The organism is Streptomyces roseus, from assembly GCF_001044425.1.
Classification (GTDB): domain Bacteria; phylum Actinomycetota; class Actinomycetes; order Streptomycetales; family Streptomycetaceae; genus Streptomyces; species Streptomyces roseus.
In genome coordinates this window covers 169148-185800 of sequence record NZ_LFML01000126.1, presented here as the reverse complement: position 1 = coordinate 185800, position 16653 = coordinate 169148, and the positions used below count along the sequence as shown (strand labels likewise).

Annotated in this window: 14 protein-coding genes and 4 riboswitches; of the genes, 5 read left to right on the top strand and 9 right to left on the bottom strand. The window is 70.7% G+C overall.

Going from position 1 to position 16653, the window contains the following annotated elements:
- Nucleotides 1-130: 130 nt before the first annotated feature.
- Entirely contained in the window at nt 131-1267 is a 1137-nt protein-coding gene (locus ACS04_RS28775) for a bifunctional 2-methylcitrate synthase/citrate synthase (RefSeq protein ID WP_048479703.1), read from the top strand.
- A 106-nt stretch (nt 1268-1373) separates the two neighbouring features.
- On the opposite strand, the gene ACS04_RS28770 is transcribed toward ACS04_RS28775, so the two are convergent.
- The 7 genes from ACS04_RS28770 to ACS04_RS28740 all read right to left on the bottom strand — a co-directional run bounded on the left by ACS04_RS28770 (nt 1374) and on the right by ACS04_RS28740 (nt 8221).
- On the bottom strand, nt 1374-2204 hold the full coding sequence (locus ACS04_RS28770; protein WP_048479702.1) for a CbtA family protein: 831 nt from the start codon (nt 2202-2204) through the stop codon (nt 1374-1376).
- A 14-nt stretch (nt 2205-2218) separates the two neighbouring features.
- The gene (locus tag ACS04_RS28765) at nt 2219-2446 is read right to left on the bottom strand and encodes a CbtB domain-containing protein (RefSeq protein WP_048479701.1); all 228 of its coding nucleotides are present in this window, start codon (nt 2444-2446) and stop codon (nt 2219-2221) included.
- A gap of 346 nt (nt 2447-2792) precedes the next feature.
- Nucleotides 2793-3569 (bottom strand): enoyl-CoA hydratase, encoded by a 777-nt coding sequence (locus tag ACS04_RS28760; protein ID WP_048479700.1) that lies wholly within the window; start codon nt 3567-3569, stop codon nt 2793-2795.
- Nucleotides 3566-4480: a 3-hydroxyisobutyrate dehydrogenase gene (mmsB, locus tag ACS04_RS28755; RefSeq protein WP_048479699.1), complete on the bottom strand. Its 915-nt coding sequence runs from the start codon at nt 4478-4480 to the stop codon at nt 3566-3568. The genes ACS04_RS28760 and mmsB overlap by 4 nt, the downstream gene beginning before the upstream one ends.
- Nucleotides 4477-5574, bottom strand: a complete 1098-nt coding sequence (locus tag ACS04_RS28750) for an enoyl-CoA hydratase/isomerase family protein (RefSeq protein WP_048479698.1) — start codon at nt 5572-5574, stop codon at nt 4477-4479. Before ACS04_RS28750 ends, mmsB begins: the two co-directional genes overlap by 4 nt.
- Nucleotides 5571-6725: an acyl-CoA dehydrogenase family protein gene (locus ACS04_RS28745; RefSeq protein WP_048479697.1), complete on the bottom strand. Its 1155-nt coding sequence runs from the start codon at nt 6723-6725 to the stop codon at nt 5571-5573. The genes ACS04_RS28750 and ACS04_RS28745 overlap by 4 nt, the downstream gene beginning before the upstream one ends.
- Entirely contained in the window at nt 6722-8221 is a 1500-nt protein-coding gene (locus tag ACS04_RS28740; RefSeq protein WP_048479696.1) for a CoA-acylating methylmalonate-semialdehyde dehydrogenase, read from the bottom strand. The genes ACS04_RS28745 and ACS04_RS28740 overlap by 4 nt, the downstream gene beginning before the upstream one ends.
- 192 nt (nt 8222-8413) lie before the next feature.
- Nucleotides 8414-8598, bottom strand: a riboswitch (cobalamin riboswitch).
- 48 nt (nt 8599-8646) lie between these two features.
- On the opposite strand from ACS04_RS28740, the gene ACS04_RS28735 reads away from it, so the two are divergent.
- Both ACS04_RS28735 and ACS04_RS28730 read left to right on the top strand, forming a co-directional pair.
- Nucleotides 8647-9567 (top strand): cobalamin-binding protein, encoded by a 921-nt coding sequence (locus ACS04_RS28735; protein WP_048479695.1) that lies wholly within the window; start codon nt 8647-8649, stop codon nt 9565-9567.
- Nucleotides 9568-9661: 94 nt separating this feature from the next.
- A riboswitch (cobalamin riboswitch) is annotated at nt 9662-9818 on the top strand.
- A gap of 145 nt (nt 9819-9963) precedes the next feature.
- A complete protein-coding gene (locus ACS04_RS28730; protein ID WP_048479694.1) occupies nt 9964-10452 on the top strand; it encodes a DUF4430 domain-containing protein in 489 nt (162 codons plus the stop codon).
- Nucleotides 10453-10496: 44 nt separating this feature from the next.
- On the opposite strand, the gene ACS04_RS28725 is transcribed toward ACS04_RS28730, so the two are convergent.
- Both ACS04_RS28725 and ACS04_RS28720 read right to left on the bottom strand, forming a co-directional pair.
- Nucleotides 10497-10856: a hypothetical protein gene (locus tag ACS04_RS28725; RefSeq protein ID WP_048479693.1), complete on the bottom strand. Its 360-nt coding sequence runs from the start codon at nt 10854-10856 to the stop codon at nt 10497-10499.
- A gap of 115 nt (nt 10857-10971) precedes the next feature.
- The gene (locus tag ACS04_RS28720) at nt 10972-12384 is read right to left on the bottom strand and encodes a prenyltransferase/squalene oxidase repeat-containing protein (RefSeq protein ID WP_048479692.1); all 1413 of its coding nucleotides are present in this window, start codon (nt 12382-12384) and stop codon (nt 10972-10974) included.
- A gap of 98 nt (nt 12385-12482) precedes the next feature.
- Nucleotides 12483-12621: riboswitch (cobalamin riboswitch) on the bottom strand.
- Nucleotides 12622-12701: 80 nt separating this feature from the next.
- A riboswitch (cobalamin riboswitch) is annotated at nt 12702-12828 on the top strand.
- A gap of 116 nt (nt 12829-12944) precedes the next feature.
- Between ACS04_RS28720 and ACS04_RS28715 the strand changes: the two genes are divergently transcribed.
- A complete protein-coding gene (locus ACS04_RS28715) occupies nt 12945-15722 on the top strand; it encodes a prenyltransferase/squalene oxidase repeat-containing protein (RefSeq protein ID WP_048479773.1) in 2778 nt (925 codons plus the stop codon).
- Nucleotides 15719-16651: a hypothetical protein gene (locus ACS04_RS28710; RefSeq protein WP_048479691.1), complete on the top strand. Its 933-nt coding sequence runs from the start codon at nt 15719-15721 to the stop codon at nt 16649-16651. The genes ACS04_RS28715 and ACS04_RS28710 overlap by 4 nt, the downstream gene beginning before the upstream one ends.
- Nucleotides 16652-16653 lie beyond the last annotated feature (2 nt).

The window sequence follows — 16653 nt, the reverse complement described above, 5'->3', positions numbered from 1 at the left end:
CCCTCCTCCCCCGCATGCAGACCCGCTCCCGCCTGTACGAGGTCCTCGACTACGAGGCGTACACCGCATTCGACGGAAGCGTCTTCGACTTCACCCTGCCGCCCGGCACCTGACCCCACCGGAGTGAGCCATGACCGCCACCATCCCTGAGATCCACCGCGGCCTCGCCGGCGTCGTCGTCGACACCACCGCGATCTCCACCGTGTTCGAGGAGACCAACTCCCTGGCCTATCGCGGCTATCCGGTGCAGGAGTTGGCCGCGCACCGCTCCTTCGATGAGGTCGCGTACCTGCTGTGGCACGGGGAGTTGCCGGACGCCGGCGAGCTGGAGCGGTTCCGGGCCCGGGAGCGGGCCCTGCGCCCGCTCGACCGCACCACGGCCGAACTCCTGGCCGGCCTCCCCCGAACCTGCCACCCCATGGACGTGCTCCGCACCGCCGTCAGCTTCTTCGGCGCGGAGGACCCCACCGAGGACGAGGAGGGCACCGCCGGCCATCTCGCCAAGTCGCTCGGCCTACTCGCCAAGCTGCCCGTGGTCGTCGCCGCCGACCACCGGCGTCGACTCGGACAGGACCCCATCCAACCGGATCCTGACCTCGGATACGCGGAGAACTTCTTCCACATGTGCTTCGGCACGGTCCCAGCCCCCGAGGTGGTCCGCTGCTTCGAGATCTCGCTCATCCTCTACGCCGAACACAGCTTCAACGCCTCGACCTTCACCGCCCGGGTCGTCACCTCCACCCTCTCCGACCTCTACAGCGCCGTCACGGCGGCGATCGGCGCGCTCAAGGGGTCCCTGCACGGCGGCGCGAACGAAGCGGTCATGCACATGCTGCGGGAGATCGGCGACCCCGAGCAGGCCGCCGACTGGCTGGACCGTGCCCTGAACGAAAAGCGCAAGATCATGGGGTTCGGCCACCGGGTCTACAAGCACGGCGACTCCCGCGTCCCGATCATGCAGGAGGCAACCGACCGGCTCGTCGCACGGGCCGCGAGCCCGGAGACGACCCGCCTCGCCGCGCTGCACTCATCGCTACGCCACGCGATGATCAGCCGCAAGGGCATCCACCCGAACCTGGACTACCCGGCCGCGCTCGCCTACCGCCTGATGGGCTTCGACGTACCCATGTTCACGCCTCTGTTCGTCATGAGCCGGGTCGCCGGGTGGACGGCCCACATCACCGAACAGCTCGCCCACAACGCACTGATCCGCCCCCTGGGCGTCTACACCGGGCCGGCGCAGCGCCCGCTCCCGCAGGGAGTCTGAGGACTGGGTGCCCGGCGGCGCCGCTCGGTGTGGGATACGGCCAGAGCCGCGTCTCCCCCACAGGTACAGGGGCGACAGGGCTCTGGGGCCGGCTGTGGTTCTTCGTTCAGCCGAGGGCCGGCTCCGGCTGAGCAGCCGGGGCCTCCGTGCCCGCCGGGTCGGTGCGGTGGGCCAGGAGCCGCTGGGCGAGGACGCCGAAGACGATTCCGAAGACGGCCCACATCACGACCTGGACGGTCACCGACGCGACCCGGAACTCCCACAGCAGGGCCGCGGGGAACTCGGGCTTGACGGCGTCCGTGTTGTCCGGGAGGACCAGGAAGGCCAGGCCCGTGGCGACGACGAAGCCCGCGCCGGCGGCGAGCGTGGCGTTCCAGTTGCCCAGGCGCGGTGCCAGGCGCCGTCCCAGGATGATCGCGCCGACGCCGAGCAGGACGCTGAGCAGGATCATCAGGAAGAACAGCGTGGTGCGCTGCCCGATGGTGTCGGGGTTACCGACGGCGGGCGGGCTGGCCGGGTACTTCAGGAACGGCACGAAGTAGACCGTGGCGAAAGCACCGGCCGCCGTGAGCGCGGCCGTCGCCCGCGGGCTGAACCCGCCGACGCGGCCCAGGACGAAGGAGAACGCGAGGGAGGCGATGCCGCCCAGCGCGACCCCGTAGACCAGCACACCGGTGGCGAGACCCACGGTGGACTGAACGGGACGGCTGACGAGCTCTTCCTCCTCCTCGGCGGCGGCCGGGGCGGCATCGCCGCCGTGACCGGCGTGACCGGCTGCGGGGGCGGCTTCCTTGGCGGCCGTGGCCTCCTCGACGGCGATGGAACCCCGCACCGGGGGCTCACCAACCACGTAGGCGACGGCGAAGGCGAACAGTCCGGCGATCAGGCCCGCGAGCATGCCGCGGACCAGCAGAGCTCTGACAGTGGAGGCGTACATGATGTGCAGGCGTCTCAGTGGCAGGGGAAGCCGAGCAGGTGGCGTCCGTCGTGGACCCACTCATGGACGCCCTCACCGGAGAACACGGCGGTGGCACCCTGCTCCGCGCCGACGAAGTACAGCGCCACGAGCATCAGGAGACCGACGAACAGCGCCCAGGGCAGGACGGCCTTCACGGGCAGCGGAGCCGACGGCGAGACGGCGGGGGCGGGTATGGCAGCAGAAGCGAGGGCCTCGGCCATGATGGAACCTCCTCGGGGAACAACGCGTCCCATACGGTGGTGCAGGACGACGGTCCTCGGGTCTGACTCGCTGCGGCAACCCCCAGGGGCAGTCGCCGCAGCACACAGTGGCGCGACCATGCCGGATTCACACCGGACTTCCGTCTCGCCGTCGCCACTATGTCTTTATGTCGCGCTTACGCTACCGCGTGACGGGCCCGCGACCAAGACCGTGAGGCTGTGATCACAGGGCATGCCCGAGGTGCAAGACGCGTGGCGCGGGCATCGTTATGGCGTCGAGACCGCAAGCAGGTGCGCACCAGTGTCCGGGGACGGTAGCCGGCCATCCCCCGGACGCCGGTCGTACTCAGCCGTGCGTGAAGAGCGGCGGGCGCTTGTCCACGAAGGCGGACATGCCCTCCTTCTGGTCGGCGGTGGCGAACACCGCGTGGAAGAGGCGGCGTTCGAAGCGGACGCCTTCGGTGAGGGTGGTCTCGAAGGCCCGGTTCACGGCCTCCTTGGCCATCATCGCGACCGGCTTGGACATGTCGGCGACGGTCGTGGCCACGGCGAGGGCCTCTGCGAGCAGCTCGTCGGCGGGGACGACGCGCGAGACCAGGCCGGCGCGCTCGGCCTCGGCCGCGTCCATGGTGCGGCCGGTCAGGCACAGCTCCATCGCCTTGGCCTTGCCGACGGCGCGGGTGAGGCGCTGGGAGCCGCCGATGCCGGGGATGACGCCGAGCTTGATCTCAGGCTGGCCGAACTTCGCGGTGTCGGCGGCGAGCAAGATGTCGCAGAGCATGGCCAGTTCGCAGCCACCGCCCAGGGCGTAGCCGGAGACCGCCGCCAGGGTGGGGGTACGTACCTGGCCCAGACGGTCCCATGCCGTGAACCAGTCAGAGAGGTACATGTCCATGTAGCTCTGCGGACGCATCTCCTTGATGTCCGCCCCCGCCGCGAAGGCTTTCGCCGAGCCGGTGAGGACGATGCAGCCGACCTCCGGGTCCCGGTCGAGTTCCTCGGCGGCAGCCACGACCTCGGTCATGACCTTGAGGTTCAGGGCGTTGAGCGCCTCGGGCCGGTTGAGGGTGAGGACGGCCACGCGGCCCTTGCGTTCGAGCAGGATGGTCTCGTAGGCGGTCATGCGGGATTTCCGTTCTGGTTCGCTCCGGCGGGGCGGAGGGTGCGGACGATCGCCGAGAAGTCCAGGCCCGCGCCCTCGCCCTCGGCGAACGCGGCGTACAGCTCTGCGGCCTTGAGGCCCAGCGGGGCGTCCACCCCGCCGGCCCGCAGGGCGTTCGCGGCGAGGCCCAGGTCCTTCGCCATCAACGGGGCGGCGAAGCCCGGCCGGTAGTCGCGGTTGGCCGGGCTCGTCGGGACTGGTCCGGGGACGGGGCAGTTGACGGTGAGGGCCCAGCACTGGCCGGAGGCGGTGGAGGCGACGTCGTAGAGCGCCTGGTGGTCCAGGCCCAGGCTCTCGGCGAGGACGAAGGCCTCACTGACGCCGATCATGGAGACGGCGAGGATCATGTTGTTGCAGATCTTCGCGGCCTGTCCGGCGCCCGCCGCCCCGCAGTGCACGGCCTTCTTGCCCATGGCATCGAGCAGCGGCTCGGCAGCGGCGAACTCCGCCTCGCCTCCGCCCACCATGAAGGTGAGCGTGGCGGCTTCCGCGCCCACCACGCCCCCGGACACAGGGGCGTCGAGCGCCCGGTGTCCGGCCGCGACGACCGCCTCGTGCGCGGCGCGGGCGTCGGCCACGTCGATGGTGGAGCAGTCGACGAACAGGGTCCCGGGGCGGGCGGCGGCCAGCAGCAGCTGGTCACGGTAGAGGGCGAGGACGTGGCGCCCGGCGGGGAGCATGGTGATCACCACGTCGGCCGTGCCGGCGGCCTCGGCCGCGGACCCGGCGGGCTCGACTCCGGCCGCGCCGGCGGCGGCCAGCAGCTCGGGGACGAGGTCGAAGCCGAGGACTCGGTGTCCGGCCTTGACCAGGTTGGCTGCCATGGGTCCGCCCATGTGTCCGAGCCCGATGAATGCGACGGTGCTGCTCACCAGACGACCTCCTGCGACGAAGCGGTCGCGACGAGCCGGAGCTCGCTCGCGTCGAGCGGGGCGAAGAACCGGTCCACGTCCGCCGGGGTGACGTCCTCCAGCACGGCCGGGGACCAGTGCGGGTTGCGGTCCTTGTCGATGACCTGGGCGCGGATGCCCTCGACCAGGTCGGGCGAGGACAGGGCCGCGCAGGAGATGCGGTACTCCTGCTCCAGTACGCGCTCCAGCGGGCCGAGCCGCCGTGCCCGGCGGAGCGCGGCCAGGGTGACCTTGACGGCGGTCGGGGACTTGGCCGCCAGGGTGTCCGCCGCGGCCTTCGCGGCGGGGACGCCCGAGGCCGTCAGCCGGGCGACGATCTCCTCCGCGGTGTCGGCGGCGTAGCAGTGGTCGATCCACTCCTGGGCCGCGGCAAGGGTCCCTGCCGGGGGCTCCTCCACGTGCCGTTCCAGTACGGCGTGGACGGAGTCCGTAGTCAGATCCCGGGCCACCGCCGGCAGCGCGGTCGAGGGTACGAAGTGGTCGGCGAGTCCGCAAAGGAGCGCGTCGGCGGCGCCGACGGGGGCTCCCGTGAGGGCGAGGTGGGTACCGAGTTCTCCGGGGGCGAGGGCAAGGAGGTAGGTGCCGCCGACGTCGGGGACGAAGCCGATGCCGGTCTCGGGCATCGCGACCTTGGACCGTTCGGTGACGATGCGGACGCTGCCGTGGGCCGAGACGCCGACCCCGCCGCCCATGACGATGCCGTCCATGAGGGCGACGTACGGCTTGGAGTAGCGGGCGATCAGGGCGTTGAGGCGGTACTCGTCGTGCCAGAAGTCCGCCGAGGCGGTGCCGCCGGTGCGGGCGTCCTCGTAGATCGCGCGAATGTCTCCCCCGGCGCACAGGCCCCGGTCTCCGGCCCCTTCGATCACGACCACCTCGACGGAGGGGTCGTCCGCCCAGGCCGTGAGGGCCTCCTCGATGCGGAGCACCATGGGGTGGCTGAGGGCGTTGAGGGCCTTCGGCCGGTTGAGGGTGATGTAAGCGGCGCGGCCTTCGGTACGCAGGAGGACGTGGTCGTGATCGTGCTGGTGGTCCACGGGCTTGTCGTTGGTCATCGCAGGGTCTCCGTCAGTCCGCGCGCGACGATGACGCGCATGACTTCGTTGGTGCCTTCCAGGATCTGGTGGACCCGCAGGTCGCGGACGATCTTCTCGATGCCGTACTCGCTGAGGTAGCCGTAGCCACCGTGCAGCTGGAGGGCCGCGTCGGCGACCGCGTACCCGGTGTCGGTGGCGAACCGCTTGGCCATCGCGCACAGGCGCGGCGCCAGCGGGTCGCCGCTGTCCAGGGCTTCGGCGGCCTGCCGGACCAGGGCGCGGGCAGCGGCCAGCTCGGTCGCCATGTCGGCCAGGCGGAACTGGAGTGCCTGCGCGTCCAGCAGGCGGCTGCCGAACGCCTCGCGGTCGGCCAGATAGGACAGGCTCCGGTCGAGGGCGCTCTGCGCGCCGCCGAGCGAGCAGGCCGCGATGCCCAGGCGGCCGCCGTTCAGGCCGTTCATGGCGATGCGGAAACCGTCACCTTCCGCTCCGAGCCGCCGATCGGCCGGGATGCGGACGCCGTCGAGGATCACCTGGCGGGTGGGCTGGGCGTTCCAGCCCATCTTCCGTTCGTTGGGTCCGAACGAGACCCCCGGGTCGTCTCGCTCGACGACGAAGGCCGAGATTCCGCCGGGGCCGGGCTCGCCCGTCCGAGCCATGACGACGTAGAGGCCGGCGGATCCGGCGCCCGAGATGAACTGCTTGACGCCGGTCAGGACGTAGTGGTCCCCGTCCCGTGCGGCGCGGGTGCGCAGCGCGGCGGCGTCGGAACCGGCGCCCGGTTCGGTCAGGCAGTAGCTGCCCAGCGTCGCGGCGGAGTAGAGACCGGGCAGCCAGCGGGCGCGCTGGACGTCGTCGCCGTAGCGGTCGATCATCCAGGCGACCATGTTGTGGATCGATAGGTAGCCGGCAATGGATGGGCAGCCCGTCGCCAGGGTCTCGAAGACGAGCACGCCGTCGCTGCGGCTGAGGCCGGAGCCGCCGTGCTCCTTACGGACGTAGACGCCGGCGAGACCGAGGGAGGCGGCCCGCCGGATGACCTCGACGGGGAAGTACTTGTCCTGATCCCAGGCCACGGCATGCGGGGCCAACTGTTCCTGCGCGAAGTCGAGGGTGACCTCGGCGAGGGCGAGCTGGTCCTCGGTGAGGGTGGTGGTCACGGCGCTCACCCCATCGTCGGGATGGTGAAGCTCGCGCCCTCCTTGACCCCGGAGGGCCAGCGCGAGGTGACGGTCTTGGTACGGGTGTAGAAGCGGATCGAGTCGGGCCCGTGCTGGTTCAGGTCGCCGAAGCCGGACTTCTTCCAGCCGCCGAACGTGTGGTACGCGACCGGCACCGGGATCGGGACGTTGACGCCGACCATGCCGGTGTTGACCCGGCGGGTGAACTCGCGGGCGGTGTCCCCGTCCCGGGTGAAGATCGCCACGCCGTTGCCGAAGGGGTGCTCGCTCGGCAGGCGCAGTGCCTCCTCGAAGTCGGCGGCGCGGACCACCGACAGAACGGGGCCGAAGATCTCCTCGCGGTAGATGCGCATCTGCGGGGAGACCCGGTCGAAGAGCGAGGCTCCCGCGAAATAGCCGTTCTCATGCCCGTCCAGGGTGAACCCGCGCCCGTCGACGACGAGTTCGGCGCCCTCGTTGACGCCGATGTCCACGTAGCGGCGCACCCGGTCGAGGGCGTCGCGGCTGACCAGGGGACCGAAGTCCGCGTCGGGGTCGTCGGACCGGCCGATCCGCAGGGTGTCGATGCGGTCCTTGAGGGCGGCGACCAGGCGGTCAGCAGTCTCCTCGCCGACGGGTACGGCGACGGCGATGGCCATGCACCGCTCGCCCGCCGAGCCGTAGCCGGCTCCGATGAGGGCGTCGACGGCCTGGTCGATGTCCGCGTCGGGCATCACGATCATGTGGTTCTTGGCTCCGCCGAAGCACTGGGCGCGCTTGCCGTGCGCGGCGGCGGTGGCGTAGATGTGCGCGGCGATCGGCGTGGAGCCGACGAAGCCCAGGGCCTGAACGCGCGGGTCCTCCAGAAGAGTGTCGACGGCTCCCTTGCCACCGTTGACCACATTGAGGACGCCCGGCGGCAGACCGGCCTCCAGGAACAGCTCCGCAAGGCGCAGCGGCACGGACGGATCACGCTCGGACGGCTTGAGAATGAACGCGTTCCCACAAGCCAGAGCGGGTGCGGCCTGCCACAGCGGAATCATGGCGGGGAAGTTGAAAGGGGTGATGCCGGCGACGACGCCGAGGGGGCTGCGCAGTGAGTGCACGTCGATGCCGGTGCCGGCGTTGTCCGTGAACTCCCCCTTGAGGAGGTGCGGGATACCGGCGGCGAATTCCACGACTTCCAGACCGCGTTGCAGGTCGCCGTGGGCGTCGGCGACGGTCTTGCCGTGCTCGGCGGACAGCAGCCGCGCGAGGCTGTCCCGCTCGCCCTCGACGAGCTGGAGGAAGCGCAGCAGCACGCGGGCTCGGCGCTGTGGGTTCCACTGCTCCCATTCCGCCTGCGCCTCTTCGGCGTTGGCGATCGCCGCTTCGGTGTCGGCTCGTCCCGCGAGCGGTACACGGGCCTGGACGGAGCCGGTGTTGGGGTCGTACACGTCGGCGAAGAGGCCGGACGTGCCGGTGGTGTGCTTTCCGCCGATGAAATGGGTGAGTTCACGGACCATGGATGCCTGCTCTCGTCAGGTTGGATCCGGGGATGGCACGGCAGGCCGACGGTCCGCACCCGGGTGGGGGTGCGCCGCTGTGGAATGCCGTGGGAACTACGAGCGTGCGAGATCGGTGTGCGCGCGCTCCGCCGGATCACCAGGGTCGTGGGTACAAACCGGTGCCATGCGTGTCTGCTCCATCCTCGTGGACAACACGGAACATCCGCGGCCGGTATCCTGACTCCCGGATCCCCGCGCGCCGCCCGCCTTCCCGACAGACCTCGTCAGTGGCGTGTGGATGGCAGCACACTCCCCGGTCACAGTGGCGGGACCGTGCCGGTTTCTCACCGGCTTCCCTGCACCGCGGACCTTGTGCCACGAACATATAGTTGGACGTCCTAGTAAGTCCAGAGCCGACGCTCGGGCGGGCCTAGAGTCGACGCATGCGCATCGTCTCCCTGCTCCCCGCGGCCACGGACATCGTGGCGGACCTCGGACTCGCCGCGGACCTGGTCGGACGCACGCACGAATGCGACTGGCCGCCTGCGGCGATCGCCTCGGTGCCCGTCGTCACCCGCGCCGAATTCGATGCGGACGCACTCAGCAGCCGGGAGATCTCCGCCGCGGTGGGTGGCTCGGCACACCGCGGATCCTCGCTCTACACCCTGGACACCGAGGCGCTCGCCGCGCTCGCGCCGGACGTGCTGCTCACCCAGGACTTGTGCCAGGTCTGCGCGGTGTCCTACGAGGCGGTTTCCCGGGCGGTGCGCCTCATGGACGCCGGACCTCGTGTGGTGAGCCTGGAACCGCGGACCCTGGGCGACGTCCTGGACTGCCTCGTCACGGTGGGCGACCTGCTCGGGGTCCGTGAGGCGGCCGAGCTGCGACGGGAAGAGCTACGTCACCGCCTCGCCGAGGTCCGGCGGGCCACGGCGGGCCGACCGGCGCCCAGGGTGGTGGCCATCGAGTGGCTCGACCCGCTATGGCCGGCCGGGCACTGGGTACCGGAGCAGATCACCTGCGCCGGCGGGGAACCGCTGCTGGCCGCGCCGGGAGAGCACACAAAGCCGATGACGTGGGCAGCGGTACGCGAGGCGCGCCCGGACGTCATCCTGGTGCTGCCGTGCGGGTTCCCTCCCGAACGGACCCTGGCCGAGCTCCACCTCCTCACATCCCTGCCCGGCTGGGAGGGGTTGCCCGCCGTGCGCACGGGAGAGGTGTGGGTGCTGGACGGGCCCGCCTACTTCAACCGGCCGGGACCCCGCGTCGTCCGCGGCGCCGAGGTACTCGCCCACGTGCTGCACGGGGTGCGGGTCGGGGATCCCGTGACCGAGGCGGAAGCGCGGCGGCTGGGCCGGGCGTAACACTGCCTCCCGGCCGAATACGGCCCGCCGGAACGGAACCGATGCGTCCACACGGCATCTCCAGGATCCGCTTCCAGCACACGCCCACCAGGTCGTACGATGCGTTCTGCTCCCGGCCACGCGGCGGGAGCTCACAATCGAATGCATGCACAACTGGGGGAAGCCGGTGGGAATCCGGCGCTGACCTGCAACCGTGAACGGGGCCGAATGGCACCGTGAGTCGGAGTACCCGGGGTGCAATGCGTACTGCTTCTTACTGTCATGGTCTGCAGCGCGAAGCCCCCACCCCGGGCCGGCATCCCCTGCTCGTTTCCTCACGGAATCGAGCAGGGGATGGGCACGTGCGGCGGAGGGACCGTCGGCTCAGACCCTCGTCCCTCTCAGGAAGAAGGCATCATGCGCCAGCTCCTCGCCCGCCGCTCCGTGATCGCCACGGCCGCCCTCGGGCTCGCTCTCGCCACTGCCCCGGCCGTGGCCGAGGCCGCGCCCCAGCCGAACACGAACGCGGCCGTCAAGGTCAACCTCACCGTTCAGGGGCCCAACGGGCTCCTGTTCAAGGGCAAGATCAAGACCAAGGGCCACGACGTCACGACGACCACCGGTGGCACCCACAAGTGCGACGGCACCAACGGCGGCGCCAACCCGTCCAAGGTACCCACCCCGACCGCAGCGCTCGATGATGCGGCCCGCCTGAACTACTTCTCGTGGGACGGTACTTGGTACGCGTCCTTCGACGACTTCTCCGTCGACACCATAAAGAACGTCAGTGGCGGCGGCTCCGCCTACTGGAGCATCGCCGTCAACGGCACCCCCACCCCGGTGGGTGGCTGCCAGTTCAAGCTCAACGCTGGCGACCAGGTGTCCTTCACCTGGACGTCCTTCTAGCCCGTTCCGAAGACCATGCTGACCGGGCCCACGCCGTCGGTCCCCTAGCGCTTGCGTCCCGGGCCCCTCGCAGAGCCGGGCGACGCGTCCGGCTGCTTCCCGATCACTCGTTGGGCCTGCTCGACCGCTGCTTCCAGAGCGCTGAGCAGGCCCTTCGGCGGCTGTGGTGGGGCATCGGGTCCATCGTGGGGAGCCTCCGCGGGGACCTCACCCGCCCGAAGCAGGGCACACATCGCCCCCGCCACCCGGGTCAGCGAGGTGAGCGCCTCCCGTGTCATGCGCAACCGCACCACATGGGAGCCGAATTGGCGGCGCGACGCCGCCAGGCTCTCGTACTCCTGCTCCGTGAGGGCGACCAACTGCACCCCATCGACGATCACCTGACGCGGCACGATCTTCGCCATCCGCGACCCTTCCGGCGCCCTGGGTAAACGCCCTGCTTTCACGTTGCCGTTCCTCCAATGGTGCAACAGTGCGGGTTGCAGGCACCCGGCCTGCAACCCGCACCAAGTCGAGTGATCAGGCGCCCCACCGCAGGGCGATGGTGTCGCCCACGTTGATGACCTTGTTGCGGACGGCGCCCGCGAACGAGGACCCGTCCACGCTCACCTCCCACGTGTTGGAGCCGCTGTTGGCCTTGCCGTTGATGTCGGTGATGGTGCCGGTGCCGGACGACGGCGTGACGCTGGTGACGCAACCGGACGGAGCGGCGGCGGTCACCGCGGCATTGAGGACGTCGCCGAGCGTGGTGGTCGTACCGGTCGGCGTGAACGCCACCGAGCAGACCTTCAGGTTGCCGGCCCCGTCGTCGACGGTCAGCGCCAGCTTGGTCGCCGTCCCGGCGATGAAGGTGGACTGGGCGACCCACTGCGGGGCGCCGGGGGTGACCGGGACGGGCGGGGCCGTGGTGAAGCCGCCGCCGGCGACGGCACGCAGCGCGTCGATGGAGGAGTAGGCGGAGGGCGTGGTGTCGGAGGGCTTGTACTTGAAGCCGCCCGCCGGGTTGTACTGGTTGGCGATCAGGAAGTCGATCGGGGTCTTGCCGCTTCCGGTGAGGAAGTCACCCGTCTGCGGGTTGAAACCACAGGCGTTCAGTCCGGCGACACCCCAGCCGTTGGAGCTGGTGTTGACCCCGTAGAGGGAGTTGAACGCGCCGCTGCTGGAGACGAGCTTGCTCTTGAGGAAGTTCTTGGCCTGGACGACGTCGGCGTCGGTGTTCGGGACGCCGGAGACGCACAGGGCCGCCATGGCGGCGCCGGTCATGTCAACGTCGCTCGCGGAGTTCAGGACGGTCGGGTTGCCCTCGGCCTTGTTGAAGGTCCAGCCACCGTCCACGTGCTGGTTGGCACGGATACGGGTGACCATCGAGTCGGTCAGCGCCTGCGGTACACGGGCACCGCCAGCCTGGGTTTTGGCGCCGCCCAACGAAAGGGCTGCGAATACGGTGCCGTTGAAGTTCCCGGACGGGCCGAAGTAACCGGCCTCGGCCGTCTGCCAGTACGAGTAGATGTTGGCTATGAGATTGCGGGAGGCCGAGACGCGTGCCGGGTCGATGCCGGCGGCGTAGGCGTTGAGGGTGCCGCGCTCGTAGTCGGTGACCACTGGGGAGGCCTGCGGCCAGCCCGCCGTCGACAGCAGGTTGCGGTAGACGGTGCGCGCGTTCTTCGTGGTGTCGCCGCCGGGGTAGACGTCGACAACGGCCGTGCCGGCGGCCGCGAACGCACTGAACGCCCACTCGTTGGACAGGCCACTGCCCGCGTACGAACCGTCGGCAGCCTGCAGGGACTTGAGATAGCTCACGCCGTTCGTCTTGGACGTGGCGATCTGCGCGGGCGAGGAGGTGGCGAACGCGGGCAGCGTGGTCAGGACGAGCGCGCCGAGCGCGGCGGGTGCCACGAGCGTGAGGCGGCGCGGGGTACGGATACGGGACATGGCCTGCTCCTGGAAATGAGGGACGCCGACCCGACCGCAGCTCTCGCAGGCGGGCAGCCCGGAGCTCGGTGGCGGCCGTCCGAACGCGTGGTACGGCTTGAGGTGTGCCTCGCCAGATGGGCATTCGGGCTCGGTGACGGCCCCCTGCCGTCCCACACCGCTGCGCGTCAGCCCCGGATTCGCACCGGGTTCCCCCATGTGGCAGCCCAGGACGCTACCCGAGTGATCAAGGGTCCGCCAGCCAATGCGTGCTGGATCCACAGGGTGGTTCTCGTGCCTTGCCGCGTGAGACGCAGACCACCTTGACGGTGTCTTTATCCGCGTGTTCCACTCCGACTGATAAGCACTCAGCTCCAGGGGAAGCCGGTCGAAATCCGGCGCTGACCCGCAACCGTAGGCCCGGCACCGCCGGGCGAGTCGGAATGCCTGGAGCCGGATTTTTGCAGCGAGAAGCGCCGTCGCGGACTACGGCGTGGTTCGAACGGCTTCCCCGTGGTCCTACGGGTTGTGGAGCCCTTTTTGCCACGCACTGGTCCGCCCGGCTGACACGAGGGGCCGTGGTGGGGACCGCACAGCAATCAGAGCGACACCTGGGGAGCAAGGGGCTGCTGTCGCTCGTATCGGCGGCGTTGCTGACCTGTGCCGCGAGCGCGGCCTTCGTCAGCGGAACGGTATCTGCCTCGGCCGACCCGATCGAGCAGTGCACGGCCACCACGGGGGCGATCGTCGCGGTGGACTTCGGCCCGTTCGGCGGCAAGGTGGAGAAGGGCTGCGACACCACCCCCACCACCGGCTACGAGTTGCTGCAGACCGCCGGGTTCACCATGGAGGGCACCGTCCACGACGGCCCCGCCTTCATCTGCCGCATCGGCAAGGGCACCGGCACGCAGTACCCGACCCCCGACAAGGAACCCTGCGTCCTCACCCCGCAGGCGACCGCCTACTGGTCGTACTGGACGGCTTCGCCCGGGCAGCGGAAGTGGTCCTACAGCCAGCAAGGCGCCATGGCCAGGAACCCGAAGCCGGGTGACGTGGAGGCCTGGGTCTACGGCGGCACCGACCTCGAGGGCACCAAGGGCAAGCCGTCCTTCTCCCCCGACGACGTCCGCGGCTTCACCACCCCCGACCCGACCGTCCCGACGACCCCGCCCAAGGTGCCGGCCGGACGTGTCGACGTACCCGCTACCACCCGCTGGGTGACCGGGACGCTGACGAACGGCGAGCGCGTCGTCGACGAGGGCTCCACGACCCCGAACCACTTCCTCTCCACGGAAGCCGTCTTCGCCCTCGCGGCAGCCGACCGCAAGAGCCCGGTGGCCAGGAAGATCGCCGACTTCCTCGCGACGCCCGCACAGACCGACGCGTACGCCTACCCGGCCGGAAAGGACGGCATCCCGGACGCCACCGCCGCAGCCCGGCTCGCCCTGGTCGCCGAGGCCACCGGCAAGGACCCGCGCGCGTTCGGCGGGCACGACCTGCTCGGCGACCTCGTGAAGTACGCCTGCCCCCGGGACATCGGCGACGGTGAGACGGTCGAAGGCTGCTTCACCAAGGGCGACTTCCGTACGACCGGGCAGGCTGACGCCCAGGCCATGGCCGTCATCGCCCTGGTCAACGCCGGAATGACCCCGCCCCCCGGCTCGGTTGCCCGGCTGACCGTCCTGCAGTGCGAGGACGGCGGCTTCACCAGCGTCCTCATCCGGCCCGGCAGCCCCGGGTGCGAGAGCGAGGCTGGCGCCACCGGCCTGATCACCCTGGCCCTGGAGCGGGCCAGCGGCCACGAGGCAGTGCTCCAGAAGGCCCGCAACTACCTGAAGCGGTCCCAGCTGGTGACCGGCGCCTGGCCCTCGGTCTACTACGAGACGACCGGCAACCCCGCCGCCACCGCCTGGGCCGCCCAGGCGCTGCGCGCCCTCGGCGACGAGGCGTTCGCGGACGCCGGCGTCTCCTGGCTCTCCAAGCACCAGCTCCCGACCGGCGGATTCGGCTTCGCCGAGGACGACACCGAGTCGAGGCTGTACCCCACCGCGACGGCCGCCCTCGCGGGCGCCGGCAGTGACCTCGTCTCCCTGACCGCCAAGCCAGCCGAACCGCCGACGCCCACCACGCCGCCCACCCCGACCACGCCGCCGGCCGGTGAAGGGCCCGACCTGAAGAAGGGTGCCGCGTACCTGACGGCCCCCTCCCGCCTGGTCCAGGGCCGCTTCTACGAGAGCCAGCCCGGCAGCGGGTTCGCCGACTACGGTCTGACCATCGACGGCGCGTACGCCCTCGCAGCCACCGGCGGGGACAACACCGCGCTGCGCAACATCGTCGACTTCATGGACAAGGGCGGCAAGGACGGCCAGAAGCGCGGCATCCACGACTGGACCCTCGTCGGCACCAAGTACGCGAACGGCGGCTCCATCGGCAAGACTGCTGTGCTCGCCCAGGCCGTGGGCCGCGATCCGCGGAGCTTCGGCGGCCAGGACCTGATCGCCGCTCTCGCGAAGATCACCTGCCGGGCGAAGACCTCGACCGTCCAGGAATGCGCGGCAAAGGGCAACTACGCCTACGCCACCTCCGTCTTCAAGCAGTCCCTCGGTGTCATGGCCCAGCTCCGCGCCGGTGAGAAGGCCGCCGCGGCCGAACCGGTCGCCTACCTCAAGAGCCTCCAGACCCCTTCCGGTGCCTGGGTCAGCCTGATCGGCGAACCCAGCGGCCCCGAAGTGGACTCGACCGCCATGGCCGCCATGACCGTGGACCTGCTGCCCGACGCCGACTCCCAGGCAGCGGTGGACAAGGCACTCGCCTGGCTCGCCACCCAGCAGAAGGAAGACGGCGGCTTCCCGGGCGCCTCCGGGAACTCCGTCAACTCCGCGGCCCTGGCCATCCAGGGGCTCTCGCTGGACGCGCCCAAGTACAGCGCCCAGATCGCCAAGGCCCGGAAGTTCCTGACGAGCCAGCAGAACGGCGACGGTGGCTTCAACGTGGCCAAGGGCGGCCAGACCGGCTCCGACCTGCGCGCCTCAACCCAGGCCGTCGGTGGCGCCACCGGCATCTCCTTCGGCACGCTGACCCGCGACCTGACCGGGACCACCCCCGAGCCCGTCCCCAGCACCTCCGGAGGAACGTCCGGTGGTACCTCCGGCGGCAACGGCTCGCCCGTCATCGTGACGCCGGGCGAGAACGGCGGCGGCACCGGCTCTGCGGGTGGCTCCGGATCGGGTGGCGGCCCTCTCGCGTCCACCGGGGCCCAGGTCGGCACGCTCGCCGCTGCCGCCCTGGTCCTGACCCTCGGCGGCTGGGGCGTCACCCGCGCCGCGAAGCGCCGCCGCCAGACGGGAGCGGGAGCATGAGCGGCAACCGCTTCGTGCGCGCGGTCGCCAGGACCGCCGCCGCGCTGGGGCTGACGGTGGCGGCCTTCGCCGCCACCGCTGCCCCGGCGGGCGCCGCACCGCAGCCGATGGGCCAGTGCACCACCACTTCCGGGGTCGTACTCGCCGTGGACTTCAGCCACTGGGGCGGCCCCGTCTACCGCTCCTGCGGCACCACCCCCACGACGGGCTACGAGCTCCTCAACCAGGGTGGCTGGGCCACGACCGGCACCGGCCACGACGGCCCCGCCTTCATCTGCCGCATCGGCTACAGCGGATACCAGGGCGGCAAGCAGTACCCGACCCCGCAGCAGGACGACTGCGTCCTGACCCCGCCGGCCTCCGCCTACTGGTCGTACTGGCACGCCAATCCGGGCCAGAACACCTGGGAATACAGCCAGTTGGGCGCCATGCTCTACAAACCGAAGCCGGGCAGCGTCGACCTGTGGATCTTCGGCGGAACGAACGTCGAAGGCACCGAGGGCAAGCCCACCGTCACCCCCGGCCAGCTCCGCGCCAACAACACCCAGCCCACCGGGGGTCCCGCACCCAAGGACACCCGCACGGCCGCTCCACTGCCGCCGAATGTCAACACCGGACCCAGGCCGGAGAATCCGCCGCCGACCGGCCCGCCAATGACGACGACACCGTCCAGCCCCACGGCGCCGCAAAACCCCTCGGCCTCGGCGAGCCCTTCGGAGAGCGCCTCGCCCACGCCGTCCGCGCCACCGCCTTCGTCCAGTGGTCCGGCCGTGGCCGCGCCCGGCCCCCAGGTGGTCGAAGCGGCGCCCGCCGCTGATGCGAAGCACGACGCCGGTTCGTACCTGCCCGCCGTCGCTACCGGTGCGCTGGTGCTGCTGATCGGCGCCGCGGCCGTGTACGCCGCCAAGCGCCGACGTCGTACGGAGTAGCC

What these genes read in the sequence shown, in the direction of transcription:
- ACS04_RS28765 (WP_048479701.1), bottom strand. Translation starts at nt 2,446, where the DNA reads ATGGCCGAGGCCCTCGCTTCTGCTGCCATACCCGCCCCCGCCGTCTCG.
- ACS04_RS28750 (WP_048479698.1), bottom strand. Translation starts at nt 5,574, where the DNA reads ATGACCAACGACAAGCCCGTGGACCACCAGCACGATCACGACCACGTC.
- ACS04_RS28725 (WP_048479693.1), bottom strand. Translation starts at nt 10,856, where the DNA reads ATGGCGAAGATCGTGCCGCGTCAGGTGATCGTCGATGGGGTGCAGTTG.
- ACS04_RS28775 (WP_048479703.1), top strand. Translation starts at nt 131, where the DNA reads ATGACCGCCACCATCCCTGAGATCCACCGCGGCCTCGCCGGCGTCGTC.
- ACS04_RS28740 (WP_048479696.1), bottom strand. Translation starts at nt 8,221, where the DNA reads ATGGTCCGTGAACTCACCCATTTCATCGGCGGAAAGCACACCACCGGC.
- ACS04_RS28770 (WP_048479702.1), bottom strand. Translation starts at nt 2,204, where the DNA reads ATGTACGCCTCCACTGTCAGAGCTCTGCTGGTCCGCGGCATGCTCGCG.
- ACS04_RS28735 (WP_048479695.1), top strand. Translation starts at nt 8,647, where the DNA reads ATGCGCATCGTCTCCCTGCTCCCCGCGGCCACGGACATCGTGGCGGAC.
- ACS04_RS28760 (WP_048479700.1), bottom strand. Translation starts at nt 3,569, where the DNA reads ATGACCGCCTACGAGACCATCCTGCTCGAACGCAAGGGCCGCGTGGCC.
- ACS04_RS28730 (WP_048479694.1), top strand. Translation starts at nt 9,964, where the DNA reads ATGCGCCAGCTCCTCGCCCGCCGCTCCGTGATCGCCACGGCCGCCCTC.
- ACS04_RS28710 (WP_048479691.1), top strand. Translation starts at nt 15,719, where the DNA reads ATGAGCGGCAACCGCTTCGTGCGCGCGGTCGCCAGGACCGCCGCCGCG.
- ACS04_RS28720 (WP_048479692.1), bottom strand. Translation starts at nt 12,384, where the DNA reads ATGTCCCGTATCCGTACCCCGCGCCGCCTCACGCTCGTGGCACCCGCC.